Source organism: Pseudomonas sp. SCA2728.1_7 (assembly GCF_018138145.1).
In the GTDB taxonomy this organism is placed as follows: Bacteria; Pseudomonadota; Gammaproteobacteria; order Pseudomonadales; family Pseudomonadaceae; genus Aquipseudomonas; species Aquipseudomonas koreensis_A.
Genome location: NZ_CP073104.1, coordinates 3,569,579 through 3,589,713 on the forward strand (window position 1 = coordinate 3,569,579; position 20,135 = coordinate 3,589,713).

Consider the following 20,135-nt stretch of genomic DNA (forward strand, 5'->3'; position numbering starts at 1 on the left):
CGACTCGGTGGTGCCGTTACTCTATCTGCCCACGGAAGCCGATCGGGCCTTCGTTGACATAGGTATTGGTGCCACTGAGGTTTTTCCCTCCGTCACTGGACGTGACGCTCAACGCGATAACGTTCTGATTGTCCCGGCCGCCAATCACCCACTTGCCGCCCGGATGCCATGGGGCATCATTGCCACCCCACTGATTCTCGACGTTGTACTGGTTCTGACCGGTGCGTTGCGCTTTGAAGCCAATGGGACCTTCCCCGGCGTAGGTCATGGTGCCGGTGAACGTTTTGCCGTCATCGTGCGACTTGATGTCGATAGCGACGACATTCTGGTTGTCCCGCCCACCCAACACCCAGGTTCCACCCGGATGCCACGGCGCCGAACTGCCACCCCATTGATTTGCCACTGCGTATTTAGACATGAACCTCATCTCCTTGAAGTTTCGGGAGACCTGCCCGAGGTTGACGGCAGGCCGTGCAACCGTGCGTTTCCGATCGCACGCCTGAGAGACTAGTAGGGCTTGTGAAATGGCATCCGGCCAGCAGACCAGCGGTCAAAAAACCTGACGCCATCCGGCGAAACAAGCCACAGCTGCTAGAGTTTTGGGCATTGCCCATTTCGCCGCCGGAGCCATTTACGGCATGAGTGAGTCTCGCCCCCAAGCCTTCCTGAGCGCGCCAACTCCGTCGCAAACGCGCCTGTCGTTTTGCGAAGCGACTCCGCGTGACCTCAAGCGCTGGATTGCCGACCTGCCCAAGGCCAACATCGGCGAAACCGCCCGCCTGCTTTATCAAGCCTTGGGCGAACTCAACCTGTTGCTCACGCCCAGCGATAACCGCCTCAACCTGCTGGAGCTGATACGCCCCGAGGTGTATTTCGTCTGCCAGCATCTGGAGCGACATTTCCTGCATCAGGCGATCATGCTCGACGAGCGTTCGCGCAAGATCAGCAATCTGTGTCAGGCCCTGCAAAGTCATTTGGCGATCGGCTACAAACAGATCGTGCTACGCATTGCACCGAAGTACAGCAAGGATCGTGCAGCGCTGGTCGGCCTGGCTTTGCAACGGGCGACACATGCGTTGAAGGGGCAACTGGTTCGCGCCACCCAGCTGTACAGCTCACCGCCGGAGCATCTGTGGTTTGAATTGCATCAGCTCTATCGCACAGCGTGTGAGTTGCAGCTGCAACAGCGGCGCGTGCATGACGATCTGGCCAGCCTGACCACGGAGTTGAGCCTTGAACAGACCTACATCGCCGCCCTGCTCCTGGGCAGTGCGCGCTGCAATCAACTGCGCCAGAACCAGATCGCCCGGCTCGCCGAAGTGCTGGAGCCGTGGAGTGCATTGCTCAAACTGCATCCCGCAAGCCCGGGCGCTGGCCTGTTGGCAATCAGCTCAGAACTGGATACAGGCCCCCGCTACCGCAACATGTTTCGCAGCGAACAAAAGCCCGGATTGCTCGGCTTCGATCCACAGCCGCTGGTGAATGTCATCGAAGCGCATTTGCTGCATCAGGACACGTCAACGCCGCTGCCCGTCCCGGCCGGGCTGAGCTTCGATACCCTGCAGCACCTGCATGCAGCCTGGGGTCAGGCTGCCGAACGCAGCTTTCAACGCACGGTCGGCCAAGGCAATCTGACCGTGTGCGTCGGCATGAGCGCCCTGCACTTCTACCTCGGCGGCGAGCGCAGTTTCAGCGAACTGCTCAAGCATCCCGGTGCGCGCTCGGCGAATTTCAGCCGTGCCGTCGCGGAAGGTGAAAAGGACAGTTGGAGTCAGGCATTCGATGCAGCACCGCAGAGCAAGGCTGATGAGTTTTTGCCCTACGAGGAAATTCAGTACGACCATTTGCTCGAGGATGAAAGCGGCACCGACAGCACACCCCATTACCCGACCCATGCCCTGCCGGTGATCAACCACAGCCCCGGCGGTTATTGCCTGGCATGGCCAGAGGAAGTGCCCGCCGAACTGCAGGCCGGAGAAATGCTCGGAATACACGACAGTGTCAGTCTGGGCTGGAGCATTGCGGTGATCCGCTGGATCCGTCAGGTGCGCGGTGGCGGCACGCAAATGGGCATTGAACTGGTGGCGCCACATGCGCAGCCCTGCGGTTTGCAACTGGTGCGCTCGCGGGACGATCACAGTCAGTATCTGCGCGGATTATTGTTGCCGGAGATCAGTGCAATCGATGTGCCGGCAACCTTGCTGGCGCCGCGATTGCCGTTTCAGGAAGGCAACAAGGTGATGATCAACACCCTGGGCGAGGAGCACCGCGCCGGGCTGGATCGCCGGGTGGCGAGTACGCACAGTTTCAATCAGTTTGCCTATCGCTCGCTGGAGGCCGCGCAGAATGGCGGGAGCGAGGAAGATTTTGATTCGCTGTGGAAGTCGCTTTAAGTACCCGCCGATGGATCGGCGGCGTTACCTTCGCGAGCAGGCCCGCTCCCACATTGGAATGCATTTCAAATGTGGGAGCGAGCCTGCTCGCGAAGAGGCCAAGTCAGGCGATAGAGATCTCAGAGCTGCCCGTCACGATCCCGGAAACCCAGCAGATACAACACGCCATCCAGCCCTAGGGTGGAAATCGCCTGCTTCGCCGACTGCTTCACCAACGGCTTGGCACGGAATGCCACGCCCAAACCGGCAATCGCCAGCATTGGCAGGTCATTCGCGCCGTCGCCGACCGCGATGGTCTGCTCCAGACGCAAACCTTCCTTGTGCGCGAGTTCCTTCAACAGATCAGCCTTGCGCTGCGCATCGACGATCGGCTCGATTGCTACGCCGGTGCACTTGCCGTCGACCACTTCCAGTTCGTTGGCGAACACATAGTCGATGCCGAGTTTGGCCTGCAATTGCTTGGCGAAATAGGTGAAGCCGCCGGAGAGGATCGCGGTCTTGTAGCCCAGACGCTTGAGCTCGGCGAACAGCGTTTCGGCGCCTTCGGTCAGACGCAGCGAAGCGCCGATCGAGTCGAGTACGCTGACGTCGAGGCCTTTGAGCAAGGCCAGACGCTCTTTGAAACTGGCGCGGAAATCCAGCTCACCGGCCATGGCGCGTTCGGTGATTTCAGATACCTGTTCGCCCACACCGGCAGCCTTGGCCAGTTCGTCGATGACTTCGGCCTCAATCAGGGTCGAGTCCATGTCGAACACCGCCAGACGACGATTACGACGGAACAACGAATCTTCCTGGAAGGCGATGTCGACGTTCAGCTCTTGGGCAACGCTGAGGAATTCGGCACGTAGCGCCTGCGGATCGGCAGCTTCGCCACGTACGGAAAACTCGATACAGCCTTTGCCTTTATCGGCCGGCGTGTCCAGCGGCATGCGACCCGACAGACGGTCGATATGGTCGATATTCAAACCGTATTTGGCGGTGATCGAGCTAACGGCCTGCAATTGGCCGGCGGTCACTTTGCGTGTCAGCAGGGTGACGATGTGGCGCTTCTTGCCCTGATTGCCCACCCACTGCTGGTAATCCTCTTCGGACACCGGAGTGAAGCGCACCTGCTGGTCGAGCTCGTAGCCCTTGAACAGGATGTCCTTGAGCACGGATTTCCCCTGCTCCGAATCGGGAATTTCCACGAGGATGCCGAACGACAGGGTGTCGTGGATCACCGCCTGACCGATGTCGAGAATGTTCACACCACCCTGTGCCAGAACACCGGTAATGGCTGCCGTCAGACCCGGACGGTCGACTCCCGTGATGTTAATCAGGACGATTTCGCGCAACGCGCACCCCCGCAACTGGAAAAAAACCGCATTCTACCCACTTTCAGTGACCATCGGGCACCGCGAGCGCTTTGCCGGTCTAGGGCCTGTCGCTATACTGCGCGTCAACTTCACGGACAAAAGAGCCGAGCTCAGTGAACCGGCCCACGCCAGTTAAAACCGATAACTTCTTCCTGCTGATCTTCCGTGCACTGCGCCACCGCCGTGTACCGATTGCATTGCGCATTGCCAGCCATAACGTGATCCTGGTCGCTCTGGCCCTGGTGATCTATGCCGGCGTGATGGGTTTGCAATTCAAGCAGGCCATGCACCAGCAGGCCGATGCGCTGGGCGAAAGCCTGACCACGCAGACCGCGACCTCTGCCACCGAGCTGTTGGTGTCCAACGACATCCTCAGCCTCAACGTGCTGCTCAACAACCTGACCAAGAACAAACTGGTGGCCCACGCGGCGATCTACAGCGTGGATAACCGCATCCTCGCCGAGTCCGGTCAGCGGCCCAAGCACAGCCTGCTGGGCGAAGCCGAAGGCATGTACGAGAGCAAGATCACCTTCCAGGACGTGACCGCCGGGCAACTGCGCATCAGCCTGGACATGGATCAGTTCCAGCAGCCGATGACCATCAGCCTGCAAAGCATGGGCATTCTCAGCGGAATCCTGTTGGCGCTGTCGCTGGCCCTGAGCCTGCGCATGGGCCGTTATCTGTCGACGCCGCTGCTGCAATTGCGCGTCTGGTTGCGCCGCATCGACGAACACACACCGGGCATCGATCGTCAGGATGAAATCGGCGATCTGGCGCGTCAGCTGCACGCCAACTACGCGCCGGAGCCTGCACCTGAACCGGAGCCGGAATTCGAGGACGAAGAAGACGAGCCGGAATTCGAGGTGCGCAACTTGCGTGATCCGAGTTTCGACGAAACCCGTCCGATGGCCGCGCAGAAGCCGGCGCCGCGACATCTGGTCAGCACCGTCGAAGACGATGATGACGATGACGCATTCGCCGACCTGCGCGACGAGTCGCTCAATGGCGCGCCGCAACCTGTCGTCCGCCAACCGTCGCCAAGCGTGCCGCAGCACACCGCCGTGCTGGCCGTGCAACTGGGCTCGCAGGAGCAACTGCGCCGCTTGCCACGGGCACGCCTGGAAGAATTGCAGGAACGCTATCGCGACTGCCTCGATCAGGCCGCTTCGTTGTATCAGGGCGAAATCGAAACGCTGAACGACGGCAGCACGCTGATGCTGTTCCACACCGAAGACAGCGGCGACGATTACCTGACCAATGCGATCTGCTGCGGCGAACTGCTGCGGGCGCTGGGTCATCAGTTGCAGATTGAAGTCGCAGACAGTGGCATCACCCTGCAACTGCAATTGGGCCTGACTTTGGGCGATGAGTTGTTCGGTCTGAGTCAGATTGATCTGCTGCTGACCGATTCGGCGCAGGATGCACTGGCCCTGTCGCAGCACAGCCGCAACCTGCTGCTGGTTGAGCGCAAGATCAGTGACGATGCGCTGATCCGCCAGCGTGCGCGGATCCGCCCGATTGCCAGCCCTGAGGGTGCTTGCTGCGTGGAGCGGTTGATGGAGCCTTATCCGTCGATGCTTGAGCGGCAACTGGCGCGGATGCATGAGCGTCGGGCGTAGGCCTTAAGTCAGAAACACAGAAGCCCGCAGATGAGTGATTGTCTGCGGGCTTTTTTGTGGATGACTGAAAAGCCCCTCACCCTAGCCCTCTCCCCGAGGGAGAGGGGACTGATTGGGGGATATTGGAGAGCTACACCGACTTGAGCGCCCTGCTGTGAATCCAGAATCGCCAAGCTCTTTCAGGTCGACGCATGACGCAGACGCCTCGGTCCGCCCCTGCTCAACCGAATCCATAATCGCCAGGATCTTTCAGGTCGATGTATAGCGCCAGACCCCTCGGTCAATCCCTGCTCTACCGAATCCATAATCGCCAATCTCTTTCAGGTCGATGTATAGCGCCAGACACCTCGGTCAGTCCCTGCTCTACCGAATCCATAATCGCCAATCTCTTTCAGGTCGATGTATAGCGCCAGCCCCCTCGGTTAGTCCCTGCTCTACCGAATCCATAATCGCCAAGATCTTTCAGGTCGATGTATAGCCAGCCCCCTCGGTCAGTCCCTGCTCTACCGAATCCATAATCGCCAAGCTCTTTCAGGTCGATGTATAACTCCAGACACCACGGTCGGCTCCCTCTCCCTCTGGGAGAGGGCTGGGGTGAGGGGCTTTTGATCTTGCCTGCCAAACCCCAGACACAACAAAGCCCGCACAAGGCGGGCTCTGTTCTGACTCGTTCCAGCTTAGAAGCGGAACACTTCCATATCGGTACGAATCGGCGATGCCATCGGTATTTTCGGCTGCTTCTCGGCTTCCGCTGCCGGCGCGGCCGGTTTCGGTGCCGATTTACGTGGTGCCTCGGCCACCGGCGGCTGATTGGCCAAAGGCTTCAGCGCTACCGACAATTGCTCGGCCAGACGCTGCAGCAAAATGCCCTGCGCCTGCACCTGCGAAGCCGTGCTGCCGGCATGCAGCTCCTGCAGATGCACGATGCGGTTATCACGCACCTGACCACGGCGATCAATCAAGCGCCACTGCGCATCAAGAATCGCCGGCTGTTTCGCGCCGGAGTCCAGACGCGTGATAGTCAGCAATACCTGCACATCCGGGGTGAACCCACCGGTGGCCGGTGCCAGCACCACACGTTGGCTGTCCAGGTGACCCGCCACCTGACGCATCAGCAACTGATCAATATCCGACGAAAGGCTGCCAGCCCAACGACCGTCGGTCGCCGCTTGCAGACTGCCGTCCGGTTGACGTTGCAGCAATGTCTCACGTTGCAGGTAATCGGCTACGACTACCGGGCCCAACAAAACCGCCATGCCAGCGCTTTGCGCAGGCTGAACCGGACTTCCGCTGTCCAGTTGATACAGCGACACCGGCTGGTGAACGCTGCAACCCGCCAGGCCAAGAACGCCGGCGAGCAGGAAAATAAGGGGGCGCAGAGCAGTCATCATCCCGTCCAGGTGGCCGCCACAAGGCTGACCACAGTGAAAATACTCAATAAATATGAAGAACGCTCGGCCACGCCGGCGCTTGGAAAGGGCATATCATCCGTGAATATGCGTTCCGACTCCAGCGCCAAAGCGTCGATCTACGCGTTAAATCGTGGACCGAGCTCTCTAGGACGCCTAATTGAGGTTTTCGACGAGCAGCGCATCGACCCGCTGGAAGCCCCTTGGAAGTTTGTTGCCACGACGTCCACGTTCACCTTTGTAGTGTTCAAGGTCGTCGGCCTTCAGCGACAGTGTGCGTTTTCCGGCCTGCAGCACCAAGGTGGCGCCTTCCGGAATGACGGCGATGTCCGTGACATATTCTTCGCGACTGGCCACACGTTCACCGGGAATACCGATGATCTTGTTGCCTTTGCCCTTCCCTAATTGTGGCAGATCGCTGATTTTGAAGATCAGCAGGCGACCTTCGGTCGTGACCGAGGCCAACCAGTTGTGCTCACGATCAGCCACTGGGCGCGGCGCGATCACTTTGGCGTTGTTCGGCAGGCTCAACAGGGCTTTACCAGCCTTGTTCTTGGCTTGCAGGTCTTCGCCCTTCACCACGAAACCGTAACCGGCGTCGGAGGCGATCACGTACAACGCGTCGTCTTCCGGCATCAGCACGCATTCGAAGGTCGCTCCCGGCGGCGGCGTCAGACGACCGGTCAACGGTTCGCCCTGACCACGTGCCGACGGCAGCGTATGCGCAGCAACCGAATAGCTGCGGCCGGTGGAGTCAATCACCACGGCAGACTGGTTGGAGCGCCCCGCCGCCGAGGTCTTGAAGCCGTCGCCCGCCTTGTACGACAGGCCGGTCGCGTCGATCTCGTGACCTTTGGCCGAACGGATCCAGCCTTTTTCCGATAGGACGACGGTAACTTTCTCGTTCGGCAGCAGATCGTGTTCGGTCAGCGCTTTGGCTTCGCTGCGCTCGACGATTGGCGAACGACGGTCGTCGCCATAGGTTTCGGCATCCTTGATCAGCTCGGTGCGCACCAGCTTCTTCAGCTTGGCTTCGCTGCCCAGCAGGGCTTGCAGCTTGGCTTGTTCCTTGAGCAGTTCGTCCTGCTCGTCGCGCAGCTTCATCTCTTCCAGTCGCGCCAACTGACGCAGACGCGTGTCGAGGATGTAGTCGGCCTGAATCTCGCTGAGGGCGAAACGCTCGATCAGCTTGGCTTTCGGGTGCTCCTCGGTACGAATGATGTGGATCACTTCATCGAGGTTGAGGTAAGCGATCAACAAACCGTCCAACAGGTGCAGGCGACGCTCGACCTTGTCGAGGCGGAATTGCAGGCGGCGACGCACGGTCTGCACGCGGAATTCCAGCCATTCAACCAGCAAGGCACGCAGATTTTTCAGCTGCGGCTTGCCGTCCAGACCGATGATGTTGACGTTGACCCGGTAGGTCGACTCCAGCTCGGTGCTGGCGAACAGGTGCTGCATCAGCGCTTCGTGATCGACGCGGCTGTTGACCGGGATGATGACGATGCGGCACGGGTTTTCGTGGTCGGATTCGTCACGCAGGTCAGCGATCTGCGGCGCTTTCGACGGTTTCGCCTGCATCAGCGCAGCGATCTGCTCCAGCACCTTGGCACCGGACACCTGATGCGGCAGCGCGGTGACGATAATGTCGCCGTCCTCGACGTGGTACACGGCGCGCATGCGCACCGAACCCTTGCCGGTTTCGTACATTTTCAGCAGGTCGGCGCGCGGCGTGATGATTTCCGCTTCGGTCGGATAATCCGGGCCCTGAATGTGTTCGCAGAGTTGTTCAACCGTGGCTTTCGGCTCATCGAGCAGACGCACGCAAGCGGTGGCGACTTCGCGCAGGTTGTGCGGCGGCACATCGGTGGCCATGCCCACGGCGATGCCGGTGGTGCCGTTGAGCAGAATGTTCGGCAGACGCGCTGGCAGCACCAGCGGCTCCTGCAAGGTGCCGTCGAAGTTCGGGCCCCAGTCGGCAGTGCCTTGGCCCAGTTCACTGAGCAGTACTTCGGAATAACGCGACAAGCGTGCTTCGGTGTAACGCATGGCGGCGAAGGACTTCGGATCATCCGGCGCACCCCAGTTGCCCTGGCCGTCGACCAGCGTGTAGCGATAGCTGAACGGCTGGGCCATCAGCACCATCGCTTCGTAGCAAGCCGAGTCACCGTGCGGGTGGAACTTACCGAGCACGTCACCGACGGTACGCGCCGATTTCTTGTGTTTGGAATCGGCGTCCAGGCCCAACTCGCTCATCGCATAAATAATGCGACGCTGTACTGGTTTCAGGCCGTCGCCGATATGCGGCAAGGCACGGTCCATGATCACGTACATGGAGTAGTTGAGGTAGGCACTTTCGGTGAAGTCGGCCAACGAGCGGCGTTCTACACCGTCCAGGCTGAGATCAAGGGGGTTGCTCATGCAGGCCTCATCGGTTCGTTGTCTGGCGCAGCAGCATGGTGCCACCGCGCTGAGTAAATTCAAGTTTGTTCAGGGCGCTCATGCCGAGCAGCACCTGATCGCCATGCAGCCCCGGCGCCACCAGTGCGCGAACATCCCGCAGCACGATGTCGCCCAGTTGCAGGCGGTCGATTTTGGTTCGATAGCCCTGGCTCAAGCCATTGGCCGTGCTCAGGGTCACTCCGAAACCTTCTTCCAGCTTCAAACGTTTGGCCAGATCAGCCGGGATCGCTACATCGGTTGCGCCGGTGTCGAGCATGAACTCCACCGGCTCACCGTTGATCTGACCACTGGCGACAAAATGCCCCTGGGCATTGCCGGCCAGTTTCACCTCGATAAAACCTTCGCCCTGCTCCGACGTGACCACCACGTTCGGATTCTGCTGGCGCTGCTCCCACTGGCCGAAAAACCGCGTCGCCAGAAACAGTGCCGCGCACCACGCCAGAATCATCAGCACCCGACCGGCGCGCTTGCCCGGCGGTTGCTGGCTCATGGCTTGGCGCTCCAGCCACCGTCAGGTGCAGCGAAGCGCCAGACGATCGGCCGAACCTCACCGTCGGCGCGCGGGCCGAAATTGTTGTCGACGCCGACCCATGCACCATCAGCGTCAACGATCAGCGCCTCTTCCAACCCGAAGTTCTGCGAGTAACGGCGGTTGGCCTGCAACAGTTCCGCGGCGTACGACCAGCAACGCTCGACCTTGGCGGTCTGCGCATCGCGCCGACAAATCTGGAAGGCGTTGCGCTCAAGGGTAAACAATTTGCCGTTAAACAACGAAAGGTCGGAAAAGTCTCGGTCGACCGCTCTGGCCTTCGGAAACTGCGGCGGCTGCATTTCCTTGCCGCCCTCGCTGAGCAGCACGCAACGACCGTCGCAATCCCACACCGTCTGCTGGCGCTTGATCAGCAGCAAGCCACGGCTTTGCCGCTCGGCGGCAAGCCACATCTGATCGCCCGCCGGGCTGATCGCCAGGCCTTCGAAGATCGCATTGAAATGCAGGAGCATGCCGCTGGCCCGCGCTTCGCGAACCATCATCGGCGAGATCTTCAGCCAGTTGACCGGGCCGCTGACGGGCACCTGCAAGACCGCCGCATGACCCTCGCTGACAATGTAGCGATTACCGGCGCTGTCGCAGCTGATGCCTTCGAAATCCAGATCGCCACCGCGCACGAACGACGCGGCCCAATTGCGCGAGCGCAACCCCCACGGCAAACCGGTGTCCGGCACCAGGGGTACGTCGATGTGCAAGGCTTCGGCCTGCCAGACCTGATCGGCGGTATTGAGCCGATAGATCTGATCGTCATCGCGGTCCGACACCGTCCACAACTCGCCGCCACACATGGCCAGCCCCGACAGGTTGCCGCCGCGCATGCCGTCGACCGGGTGCTCGGAGAGCACGCGCAATTCCTGCAACGGCTCGGCCGACACGCTCATCGCACTCAGCAGCAACGCACCCGCCAAGGCCCAGCCAAACCGCATCAGGCCAGCACCTCGGCGAGGTTACCTTTGGATTCGAGCCAGGTCTTGCGGTCACCGGCGCGTTTCTTCGCCAGCAGCATGTCCATCATTTCCGAGGTTTCGGCGAAGTCTTCACCCAGCGTCAGTTGCACCAGACGCCGAGTATTCGGGTCCATGGTGGTTTCACGCAGCTGTGGCGGGTTCATTTCACCCAGACCTTTGAATCGGGTGACCTGTGGTTTGCCGCGTTTCTTCTCGGCGACCAGACGATCGAGAATGCCGTCACGCTCGGCTTCGTCGAGGGCGTAGTAGATCTCTTTGCCGAGGTCGATGCGGTACAGCGGCGGCATCGCCACATAGACGTGACCGGCATCCACTAGCGGGCGGAAATGCTGGACGAACAACGCGCACAGCAAGGTTGCGATGTGCAGTCCGTCGGAGTCGGCGTCGGCGAGGATGCAGATCTTGCCGTAACGCAGCTGACTCATGTCCGCCGCGCCCGGATCGACACCGATGGCCACGGCGATGTTGTGCACTTCCTGGCTGGCCAGCACTTCGCTGCCGTCGACTTCCCAGGTGTTGAGGATCTTGCCGCGCAACGGCAGGATCGCCTGGAATTCCTTGTCCCGCGCTTGCTTGGCGGAACCGCCAGCGGAATCACCTTCGACGAGGAACAGCTCGGAACGCATCGGATCCTGCCCGGCGCAGTCCGCCAGTTTGCCCGGCAATGCAGGGCCCTGAGTGACGCGTTTGCGCTCGACCTTTTTGCTGGCCTTGAGGCGACGACCGGCGTTGTTGATCGCCAGTTCAGCCAGCGCCAGACCGGTTTCCGGGTTGGCGTTGAGCCACAGGCTGAAGGCGTCCTTGACCACACCGGAGACAAACGCCGCCGCTTCACGGGATGACAGACGCTCTTTGGTCTGGCCGGAGAATTGCGGCTCCTGCATTTTCATCGACAGGACGAACGCGATGCGCTCCCAGACGTCTTCCGGCGCCAGCTTCACGCCGCGCGGCAGCAGGCTGCGGAATTCGCAGAACTCGCGCATCGCATCGAGCAGGCCCTGACGCAAACCGTTGACGTGGGTACCACCCTGCGCCGTCGGGATCAGGTTGACGTAGCTTTCCTGCACCGCGTCGCCACCTTCCGGCAGCCACAGCAGCGCCCAGTCGACCGCTTCTTTGTTACCGGCGAAAGCGCCGCAGAACGGCTCGTTCGGCAGGCGTTCGAATTCGCTGACGGCATCGACCAGATAGGAGCGCAGGCCGTCTTCGTAATGCCACTCGACTTTCTCGCCAGTGCCTTTGTCTTCAAAGCTGACCAGCAGGCCCGGGCACAAAACGGCCTTGGCCTTGAGCACGTGCTTGAGGCGGCTGATGGAGAATTTTGGTGAGTCGAAGTATTTCGGATCCGGCGCGAAGTACACGCTGGTGCCGGTGTTGCGCTTGCCGACGGTGCCAACGATTTCCAGCTCGGTGGCTTTGTAGCCATCGGCGAACGTCATCTGGTATTCGCTGCCGTCACGCTTTACGCGCACACGGACTTCGGTCGACAAGGCGTTGACCACAGAAATACCCACGCCGTGCAGACCGCCGGAGAACTGGTAATTCTTGTTGGAAAACTTGCCGCCCGCGTGGAGCTTGGTGAGGATCAGCTCAACGCCCGACACACCCTCTTCCGGGTGGATGTCGACCGGCATGCCACGGCCGTCATCGCTGACTTCCAGCGAGTGGTCGGCGTGCAGGATGACCTGCACCGATTTGGCGTGGCCGGCCAGGGCTTCGTCGACGCTGTTGTCGATGACTTCCTGGGCGAGGTGGTTCGGCCGACTGGTGTCGGTGTACATGCCGGGGCGTTTGCGCACCGGGTCGAGGCCCGAGAGGACTTCGATGGCGTCGGCGTTATAAGAGCTAGCGCTGGGAGTGGCCATAAGGTCTCGTCGTCAGTCATTCATGAAATAGGGGCAAGACTTCACAGTGCGGTGAAATCGATTGCCTGATACACATCGGCGCCAATGCCGGCAAAACTCAGCAACGCCGGCAATTGCCCGGCAAACCCCTGGAAACTGTGATCGCCGCCAGCCTGAATGCGCAAGGCACAGGCCCGGTAATACTGCTGGGCGAGGCGATAATCCAGTGTTTCATCGCCGGTCTGCAACCAGACCTGATAGCGCTGGGCATCCTGAGGCGCCGGCACTTCCAGTTCAGCCAGAGCGGTGACGTGGTCGTGGGTCAATTCCCAGGTTTCATCGGTATACAGGTTTTTCTGCGTGCCCAGATAGCCGTCGAACATCCGGTGCGGGCTGACCGCCGGGTTGACCAGCAGGGCTTTCAGGCCATGGCGCTCGGCCAGGTGAGTCGCATAGTAGCCGCCGAGTGAGCTTCCCACCAGCAGCGGGCTGCCCAGTTCGGCAATCGCTTGTTCCAACTGACCGATGGCTTCGCGCGGGTGGTGATGCAGGGCCGGAACACGCAGTTTGTCGCTCAAACCCAGTTGCTCCATCACCGTTACCAGCTGACAGGCCTTTTTCGAGGCTGGGGCGCTGTTGAAACCGTGGATATAGAGGATCGAACCGGACATTTGAGCTCCCTGGGTGTCGGTTTGGGTTTGCGGAGTTTACAGGGAGAGAAGAGCGGATTGGGGGTGGGCTTGATAATTTGGTGTGACAGCACGAGCTGCCCTCACCCTAGCCCTCTCCCGGAGGGAGAGGGGACCGAATGGGGGATATTTGCGAACTACATCGACCTGAACGCTTTGCTGTGAATCCATAATCGACAACGCTGCTTCAGGTCGATGGATTGCGAAAGACACCTCGGTCGGCCCCCTCTCCCACCGGGAGAGGGCTGGGCGGGCGGCGTTCCGATGAGGGGCTCTTGATCGAAAATCAGTAACCTTCGGAACCGTAATCAACGGTAAAAGCAAAACCAGTCACGCGCTCCACGCCAGTCTCCAACCGCCCATCCGGCAACAACCGCAACCAGCGATACCCCGGCGCCTGCTCCCCGACCTTGAAATCCTCACTCCCCGGCTCGAACTGAATGCACGTCGAAGGGGAAGCCATCAAGCGCACGCCATTGCGCTCGCGATCAACCTCCTGATGCACATGCCCCCACAACACCGCGCGGGCCTGTGGAAAACGATCCAGCACCTCGAAAAATGCTTCAGGATTGCGCAAGCCAATCGGCTCCATCCATGCGCAACCAATCGACACCGGATGATGGTGGAAGCACACCAGATGATGACGCTCCGGCGCTTCGCTCAGCGAGCGGGCCAGCAGTTGCAGTTGATCGTCCTGCAAATACCCCGGCACCGAACCCGGCACAGCCGAATCAAGCATCGTCACCCGCCAGTTGCCGATATCCACAATCGGTTCCAGCAATGCGCTTTGAACGGCGGCGACCGCCATGATCTGTGGTTCGTCGTGATTACCGGGAATCCACCGCGCCGGGGCAGCGATCTGCGCGCTCAGCTGGCGAAATTGCTGATACGACTCCAGCGTGCCGTCCTGGGAGATATCGCCGGTGGCCAGAATCAGATCGATCTGCGGCTGCTGCCCCAGCACCAACTCAATGACCTTTTGCAGGCTGTCGCGGGTGTTCATGCCCAGCAGCGTGCCGTCCGCTTCAGCGAATAAATGGCTGTCGGACAACTGCACCAGCAACGCCGGATCGGCGGTGGTCAACGTGGATACGCTCGGCAAGGCGTTCTCCCAAGGCAAAAGCACGGAATCGATCGAGTGCCGCAATTATGCTGGGGGATGACAGAAAGAGGAAACCGCCGAACCGGACGCAGTTCACAACTAGCGTACGACTTCGTACTCGTGCCCCAACGCCAGGCAATGACTCAGCCATTCCCCCAGAAACAGATTGAGCTGAGCCTTTTCATCCGGCTGATGCATCGCCGCATTCGGATAAGGATAGATGCCACGAAAGCGTCGTGCATGTTCGGCGCTGACCACTTCGGCCATGCGCGCGTCGTGATAGACCTGCACTTCCAGTTGCGGCACCGGCAACCACGGCAGGCTGTGTTCCTGGCGCACTTGCAACGTTGTGGTGTATGGGCAGGTTTGCAGCACTTCGAGGGCCAGCACGCCGAGCATCTGCTCGCCTTGGGTCACGGCGATGCGCCGCGCCTCAGGCTCGTTGCGCATGTCCGGCAGCAGTCGCATCAGGCGCGCGTAGTTGGCCTCGCAGGCGGCTTGCAGCCCCACGAGGTCGACTCGATAGCGATCGCGCAACTTGTTTACGACCATAACCCCCTCACTTCGGCGCGGTTCAGCGCCAGCCATTGCAAAGCGATGATGCTCGCCGCGTTGGCAATGCGTCCGTCACGGACGGCCTGCAAGGCATCTTCAAAGGCCCAGACCGTGACGCGGATATCTTCTGCCTCTTCTTCCAGGCCATGCAGGCCGCCAACGCCGTCAGTGCTGCAACGCCCCAAGTACAAATGCACGAACTCGTTGCTGCCACCCGGCGACGGGAAATATTTGGTCATCGGCCACAGGGCCTTGATGTCCAGCCCAGCTTCCTCCTGCGCTTCGCGGTGAGCAACTTCTTCCGGCTGTTCATCCTTATCGATCAGACCAGCGACCAGCTCGACCAGCCATGGATTGTCGGTCTTGCCCATGGCGCCGATGCGGAACTGCTCGATCAGCACCACTTCATCGCGCTGCGGATCGTACGGCAGCATGCACACGGCATCGTGACGGACAAAGATTTCACGGTTGATTTCGCGGCTCATGCCACCGGCGAACAATTCATGGCGCAGGTGAACACGGTCGAGCTTGTAAAAGCCCTCGTAGCATTTTTCGCGCCGCACGATATCGACAGCGGTCGGAATGGCGTTGGCAAAATCAGTCATGAGCATCCTCTTTACTGCAGATCCATTACCAGGTTGCTCTGTGTGACTGGCAACCTCGACTTCGCGCCATCCTAACGCGCCCGAACGGTTTGATGCAGCCCCTTTACCGTCAGCGGGATGGACGGTGGAGGCGAAACCCACTCTAATTAGCTTAGTGGCGAACTGACTGCTTCTGCGAGAGTCGAAGCGGATATCTTTTTGCCTTCCCCTGCTTTCGAAAGGACGCCCATGTCGCTTTTCAAAATTGCCTCCGTGGCCGCCATTGCCCTGACCCTGGGCGCGTGCGCCAGCCTGTTCCAACCCAATTACCGCACGCCGCTGGAAACCACCCGCGATGCGTCGGAACAACTGAAACCGGGCTGTTCCAACCCGGATTGCCCGCTGGTGAACATCGACACCCTGCGCTTCCCGGCCGAACCTGCGCTGGACGGCATCATCGAAAAACGTCTGCTGCAAATGACCCGCACCGAGAAAAACGCCCCGGTAGCGCCGACCCTGGCGGCCTACCGCGATCAGTTTTTGGCCAGCGCCGGCCCACGCAACAGCAGCTACCTGCAAGCGAAAGTACGTGAGCAGCATGACGGCTTGGTGATCATCGAGTTGTCGAGCTACCTCGACACCGGCGGCGCGCATGGCACCCCGGGTCGCGGCTTCATCAACTATTCGCGCCAGCAGCACAAAGTGCTGAACCTGTCCGACATGCTGATGCCGGGTCAGGAAGAGGCGTTCTGGAAGGCAGCGCAAGTCGCGCACAACAGCTGGTTGATCAGCACCAAGCTCGATCAGGAGCCGGAGTTCGTGGCGAACTGGCCGTTCGTGAAAACCCCGAACGTGGCGCTGACCTACGGCGGCGTGATCCTCAAGTACGACGTGACCACCATTGCGCCTTACGCGCTGGGCCACGTCGAACTGAAGATTCCTTATCCGCGTCTGAACAGCATTCTCAAGCCCGAGCTGTTTCCCGGCCGTAACTGAAGGCCCGGCCCAGCACTAGCTGCAACAGCCCTGCCAGCACCAGCGCCGGCAGGGTTGCGCCGACATCCGGATACAGATTCGCCAGCAAATGGTAGGTGCTCACGCCCCCCAGCCACGCCAACAACGCCGGCCAGCGCAATGCGGCCGACGCGACCTGAGCACTGCGTTTGCGCAGGATGAAGTGATCCACCAGCACCACGCCGAACAGCGGCGCAAACACCGAGCCGATCAGCAGCAGGAAATTCTGGTACTGCGCCAACGGCGCCAGCAGTGCGATCAGCGTGCAGATCACGCCGATGGCCAAGGCCAGATGCTCGACTTTCAGGCGCAACAGAATCCCGCTGGAAACCGCCGCCGAGTGAATATCGGCGAAGGCGTTTTCCGACTCATCCAACAGAATCAGCAACAGCGGAATGCCCAGACCGGCACCGGCCAGAGCCAGCAGCAGCGCGTTGACTTCACCGCTCGGCGCGAAGGCCAGGGTGTAGGCGACGCCGAGGCTCATCAGCCAGAAGTTGCCGATGAAGAAACCAACGGCAGTACCGCCGAAAACATTCTTCGCCCGCTTGCCGAAACGCGAGTAGTCGGCGATCAGCGGCAGCCATGACAGCGGCATCGCAATGGCGATGTCGAAGCCCACGGCGAACGGCAGCGAACCGTCACCGGCACGCGACCAGAGATCGGCCAGATCGGCTTTGGCAAACAGGTTCCAGGTCAGCCACAGGCACGCCGCCAACAGCAGCCAGATGCCCCACTTGCGCAGGATCTGCCGGACGAAAGTCAGCGGCCCGCTGACCGCGAGCAAGGTTGCCAGAGCACCGAAAAACAGCGTCCACAACATCGGGTTCGACCACAGCGAACCTTCGCTGAACGCACGGGTGCCGAGCAGGCTCGCGGCGTCGCGCATGACGATGATTTCAAACGAGCCCCAACCGATCAGTTGCAGCAGATTGAGCAGCGCCGGCAGGCTCGCGCCTTTGCGGCCAAGGCTGAGTTTCAGCGCGGCCATCGACGACAGGCCAGTGTCACTGCCGATCACGCCGACGGCGGCCAGCAACAGCACGCCGACCAGCGTGCCAAGGAAAATCGCCAGCAGCGAACCGGACAGGCCCAGACCTGGCGCGAGCAATGCACCGGTCTGCAGAACCATCAGGCCGATACCGAGGGAGAACCACAGGGAAAACAGATCGCGACCGCCAAATACACGCTTGTCGGCGGGCACGGCGAGGTCGGGAGAATAAGTGCTGGGTTGAATGCTCAAGGGTGTTATCTCAGAGGGACATTTGTTGTTGTGTTGATCGCATTCGCGAGCAGGCTCGCTCCCACATTTGAATGCATTCCAAAGTGGGAGCGAGCCTGCTCGCGAAGGGGCCCTTGCAGGCCCACCCTTTCAGGTCAGATCAAACCTTTTTGTACAGCTGACTACCTTCCTTCTTGAACCGCTCGGCCTGTTCCGCCAGGCCTTGGGCGACGTCCACGTCGACCGCGTCGATCCGCTGGTTGGCCGCGTATTCGCGGACTTCCTGGGTGATCTTCATCGAGCAGAATTTCGGCCCGCACATCGAACAGAAATGCGCGACCTTGGCCGAATCCTTCGGCAGGGTTTCATCGTGATACGAACGCGCGGTGTCCGGGTCCAGGCCGAGGTTGAACTGGTCTTCCCAACGGAATTCGAAACGCGCCTTGCTCAAGGCGTTGTCGCGAATCTGTGCGCCCGGATGCCCTTTCGCCAAGTCCGCTGCGTGGGCAGCAATCTTGTAGGTGATGATCCCGGTCTTCACGTCATCCTTGTTCGGCAGGCCCAAGTGTTCCTTCGGCGTCACGTAGCAAAGCATCGCGCAACCGAACCAGCCGATCATCGCCGCACCGATACCCGAGGTGATGTGATCGTAGCCCGGGGCGATGTCGGTGGTCAGCGGGCCGAGGGTGTAAAACGGCGCCTCGTCGCAGCACTCCAGCTGCTTGTCCATGTTCTCTTTGATCAACTGCATCGGCACGTGGCCCGGGCCTTCGATCATGGTTTGCACGTCGTGCTTCCAGGCGATCTTGGTCAGTTCGCCCAAGGTTTCCAGTTCGCCGAATTGCGCGGCATCGTTGGCGTCGGCAATCGACCCCGGACGCAAGCCATCGCCCAGCGAGAAGCTGACGTCATAGGCTTTCATGATTTCGCAGATCTCTTCGAAATGCGTGTAGGCGAAGTTTTCCTTGTGATGCGCCAGGCACCACTTGGCCATGATCGAACCGCCACGGGAAACAATACCGGTCACGCGCTTGGCGGTCAGCGGCACGTAGCGCAGCAATACGCCGGCGTGAATGGTGAAGTAGTCGACGCCCTGCTCGGCCTGCTCGATCAGCGTGTCGCGGAACAGCTCCCAGGTCAGGTCTTCGGCCGCGCCGCCGACTTTTTCCAGCGCCTGATAGATCGGCACCGTGCCGATCGGCACCGGCGAGTTGCGGATGATCCACTCGCGGGTTTCGTGAATGTGCTTGCCGGTGGACAAGTCCATGATGTTGTCCGCGCCCCAGCGAATACCCCAGGTCAGTTTCGCCACTTCTTCTTCGATGGACGAACCCAAGGCACTGTTGCCGATGTTGCCGTTGATCTTCACCAGGAAGTTACGGCCGATGATCATCGGTTCAAGTTCGGTGTGGTTGATGTTGGCCGGAATGATCGCGCGGCCACGGGCGATCTCTTCACGGACAAATTCAGGGGTGATGATTTTCGGCACACTGGCGCCGAAGCTGTGGCCCGGGTGTTGCTGATCCAGCAGACCGGCGGCGCGGGCCACTTCAAGTTTCATGTTTTCGCGGATGGCGACGAATTCCATCTCGGGCGTGATGATGCCCTGACGCGCGTAGTGCATCTGCGTGACATTGCCACCGGCCTTGGCGCGGCGCGGATTGTTGACGTGGGCAAAGCGCAGTTTGGTCAATTCCGGATCGGCGAGGCGTTCGCGACCGAAGTTGGAACTAAGGCCGGCCAGACGCTCGGTGTCGCCACGGTCGTCGATCCACGCCGAACGCACATCGGCCAGGCCTTTGCGTACGTCGATCACCACGTTCGGATCGGTGTACGGGCCCGAGGTGTCGTAGACGGTGACGGGCGCGTTGATTTCGCCGCCGAAGTCGGTCGGGGTCACGTCAAGGGTGATTTCGCGCATCGGCACGAGGATGTCCGGGCGCGAGCCCTGAACGTAGACTTTTTGCGAACGGGTGAACGGCTTGACCGATTGCTCGTCGACCTTGGCCGAGTCACTCAGGTTGATCGCGTTTTTTGATTTTGTATTCATCACGGGCTCTCCAGACAGCATCCAGGCAGTGGATTGTCGGAGCAGAACCTGAAAGGCACGGACGCACCAGGACCGGTGCTGTGCATCGTCGTCGAGCGTTCGATTGTCGAACAATTTCCCGGACGAAGCACAAGAGGACTCGCCGGGTGACGAGAAATCTTGTTCCCTACGCAGGCGCTAACCTGATCAGGTTCAACGGGATCCGAAATTATTCGATCTCAGCCTCATAGCAAGGCACCCCGACAAGAACCCGGCCAGTCTAGACACAACCGGCAAAGAACGCCAACACCGCAGCAATCACCATGATGAATGGCGCAA

At 60.5% G+C, this 20,135-nt stretch carries 16 protein-coding genes and 1 riboswitch; of the genes, 3 read left to right on the forward strand and 13 right to left on the reverse strand.

Annotated elements, in window-relative coordinates; all coding sequences use genetic code 11:
* Positions 1–16 precede the first annotated feature (16 nt).
* Complete coding sequence (locus KBP52_RS15940; RefSeq protein ID WP_016985694.1) at positions 17–418, reverse strand: hypothetical protein; 402 nt, start codon at positions 416–418, stop codon at positions 17–19.
* Positions 419–638: 220 nt separating this feature from the next.
* On the opposite strand from KBP52_RS15940, the gene KBP52_RS15945 reads away from it, so the two are divergent.
* Complete coding sequence (locus KBP52_RS15945) at positions 639–2,393, forward strand: molecular chaperone (protein ID WP_212620526.1); 1,755 nt, start codon at positions 639–641, stop codon at positions 2,391–2,393.
* A gap of 119 nt (positions 2,394–2,512) precedes the next feature.
* Here KBP52_RS15945 and serB read toward each other — a convergent pair whose 3' ends face one another.
* Positions 2,513–3,727: a phosphoserine phosphatase SerB gene (gene serB, locus KBP52_RS15950; RefSeq protein WP_008079219.1), complete on the reverse strand. Its 1,215-nt coding sequence runs from the start codon at positions 3,725–3,727 to the stop codon at positions 2,513–2,515.
* A gap of 134 nt (positions 3,728–3,861) precedes the next feature.
* On the opposite strand from serB, the gene KBP52_RS15955 reads away from it, so the two are divergent.
* Positions 3,862–5,367, forward strand: coding sequence for an AhpA/YtjB family protein (locus KBP52_RS15955; RefSeq protein WP_007915782.1), 1,506 nt, complete (start codon positions 3,862–3,864; stop codon positions 5,365–5,367).
* A 677-nt stretch (positions 5,368–6,044) separates the two neighbouring features.
* Here KBP52_RS15955 and KBP52_RS15960 read toward each other — a convergent pair.
* The 9 genes from KBP52_RS15960 to KBP52_RS16000 form a co-directional block, all read right to left on the reverse strand.
* The gene (locus KBP52_RS15960) at positions 6,045–6,755 is read right to left on the reverse strand and encodes an ABC-type transport auxiliary lipoprotein family protein (protein ID WP_077570583.1); all 711 of its coding nucleotides are present in this window, start codon (positions 6,753–6,755) and stop codon (positions 6,045–6,047) included.
* Positions 6,756–6,932: 177 nt separating this feature from the next.
* Complete coding sequence (gene parC / locus KBP52_RS15965) at positions 6,933–9,197, reverse strand: DNA topoisomerase IV subunit A (protein WP_077570581.1); 2,265 nt, start codon at positions 9,195–9,197, stop codon at positions 6,933–6,935.
* A gap of 7 nt (positions 9,198–9,204) precedes the next feature.
* Complete coding sequence (locus tag KBP52_RS15970; protein ID WP_034151665.1) at positions 9,205–9,729, reverse strand: TIGR02281 family clan AA aspartic protease; 525 nt, start codon at positions 9,727–9,729, stop codon at positions 9,205–9,207.
* Positions 9,726–10,715 carry an esterase-like activity of phytase family protein gene (locus tag KBP52_RS15975; RefSeq protein ID WP_077570577.1) on the reverse strand — a complete coding sequence of 330 codons (990 nt, stop codon included), beginning with the start codon at positions 10,713–10,715 and terminating at the stop codon, positions 9,726–9,728. Before KBP52_RS15975 ends, KBP52_RS15970 begins: the two co-directional genes overlap by 4 nt.
* Positions 10,715–12,622: a DNA topoisomerase IV subunit B gene (gene parE, locus KBP52_RS15980; RefSeq protein WP_212620527.1), complete on the reverse strand. Its 1,908-nt coding sequence runs from the start codon at positions 12,620–12,622 to the stop codon at positions 10,715–10,717. The genes KBP52_RS15975 and parE overlap by 1 nt, the downstream gene beginning before the upstream one ends.
* Before the next feature lie 41 nt (positions 12,623–12,663).
* Positions 12,664–13,272, reverse strand: a complete 609-nt coding sequence (locus tag KBP52_RS15985) for a YqiA/YcfP family alpha/beta fold hydrolase (RefSeq protein ID WP_077570573.1) — start codon at positions 13,270–13,272, stop codon at positions 12,664–12,666.
* 304 nt (positions 13,273–13,576) lie between these two features.
* Complete coding sequence (gene cpdA / locus KBP52_RS15990) at positions 13,577–14,392, reverse strand: 3',5'-cyclic-AMP phosphodiesterase (protein WP_212620528.1); 816 nt, start codon at positions 14,390–14,392, stop codon at positions 13,577–13,579.
* A 99-nt stretch (positions 14,393–14,491) separates the two neighbouring features.
* Positions 14,492–14,944 (reverse strand): DUF1249 domain-containing protein, encoded by a 453-nt coding sequence (locus tag KBP52_RS15995; protein WP_016985685.1) that lies wholly within the window; start codon positions 14,942–14,944, stop codon positions 14,492–14,494.
* A complete protein-coding gene (locus KBP52_RS16000) occupies positions 14,935–15,552 on the reverse strand; it encodes an NUDIX domain-containing protein (RefSeq protein WP_077570568.1) in 618 nt (205 codons plus the stop codon). Before KBP52_RS16000 ends, KBP52_RS15995 begins: the two co-directional genes overlap by 10 nt.
* A gap of 228 nt (positions 15,553–15,780) precedes the next feature.
* On the opposite strand from KBP52_RS16000, the gene KBP52_RS16005 reads away from it, so the two are divergent.
* Positions 15,781–16,527: an RsiV family protein gene (locus KBP52_RS16005; RefSeq protein WP_212620529.1), complete on the forward strand. Its 747-nt coding sequence runs from the start codon at positions 15,781–15,783 to the stop codon at positions 16,525–16,527.
* Here KBP52_RS16005 and cytX read toward each other — a convergent pair.
* Entirely contained in the window at positions 16,496–17,788 is a 1,293-nt protein-coding gene (gene cytX, locus KBP52_RS16010; RefSeq protein WP_212620530.1) for a putative hydroxymethylpyrimidine transporter CytX, read from the reverse strand. The genes KBP52_RS16005 and cytX overlap by 32 nt on opposite strands.
* Before the next feature lie 139 nt (positions 17,789–17,927).
* Positions 17,928–19,817, reverse strand: a complete 1,890-nt coding sequence (thiC, locus tag KBP52_RS16015) for a phosphomethylpyrimidine synthase ThiC (RefSeq protein WP_116032005.1) — start codon at positions 19,815–19,817, stop codon at positions 17,928–17,930.
* Positions 19,818–19,963: 146 nt separating this feature from the next.
* Positions 19,964–20,069: riboswitch (TPP riboswitch) on the reverse strand.
* Positions 20,070–20,135: the final 66 nt, after the last annotated feature.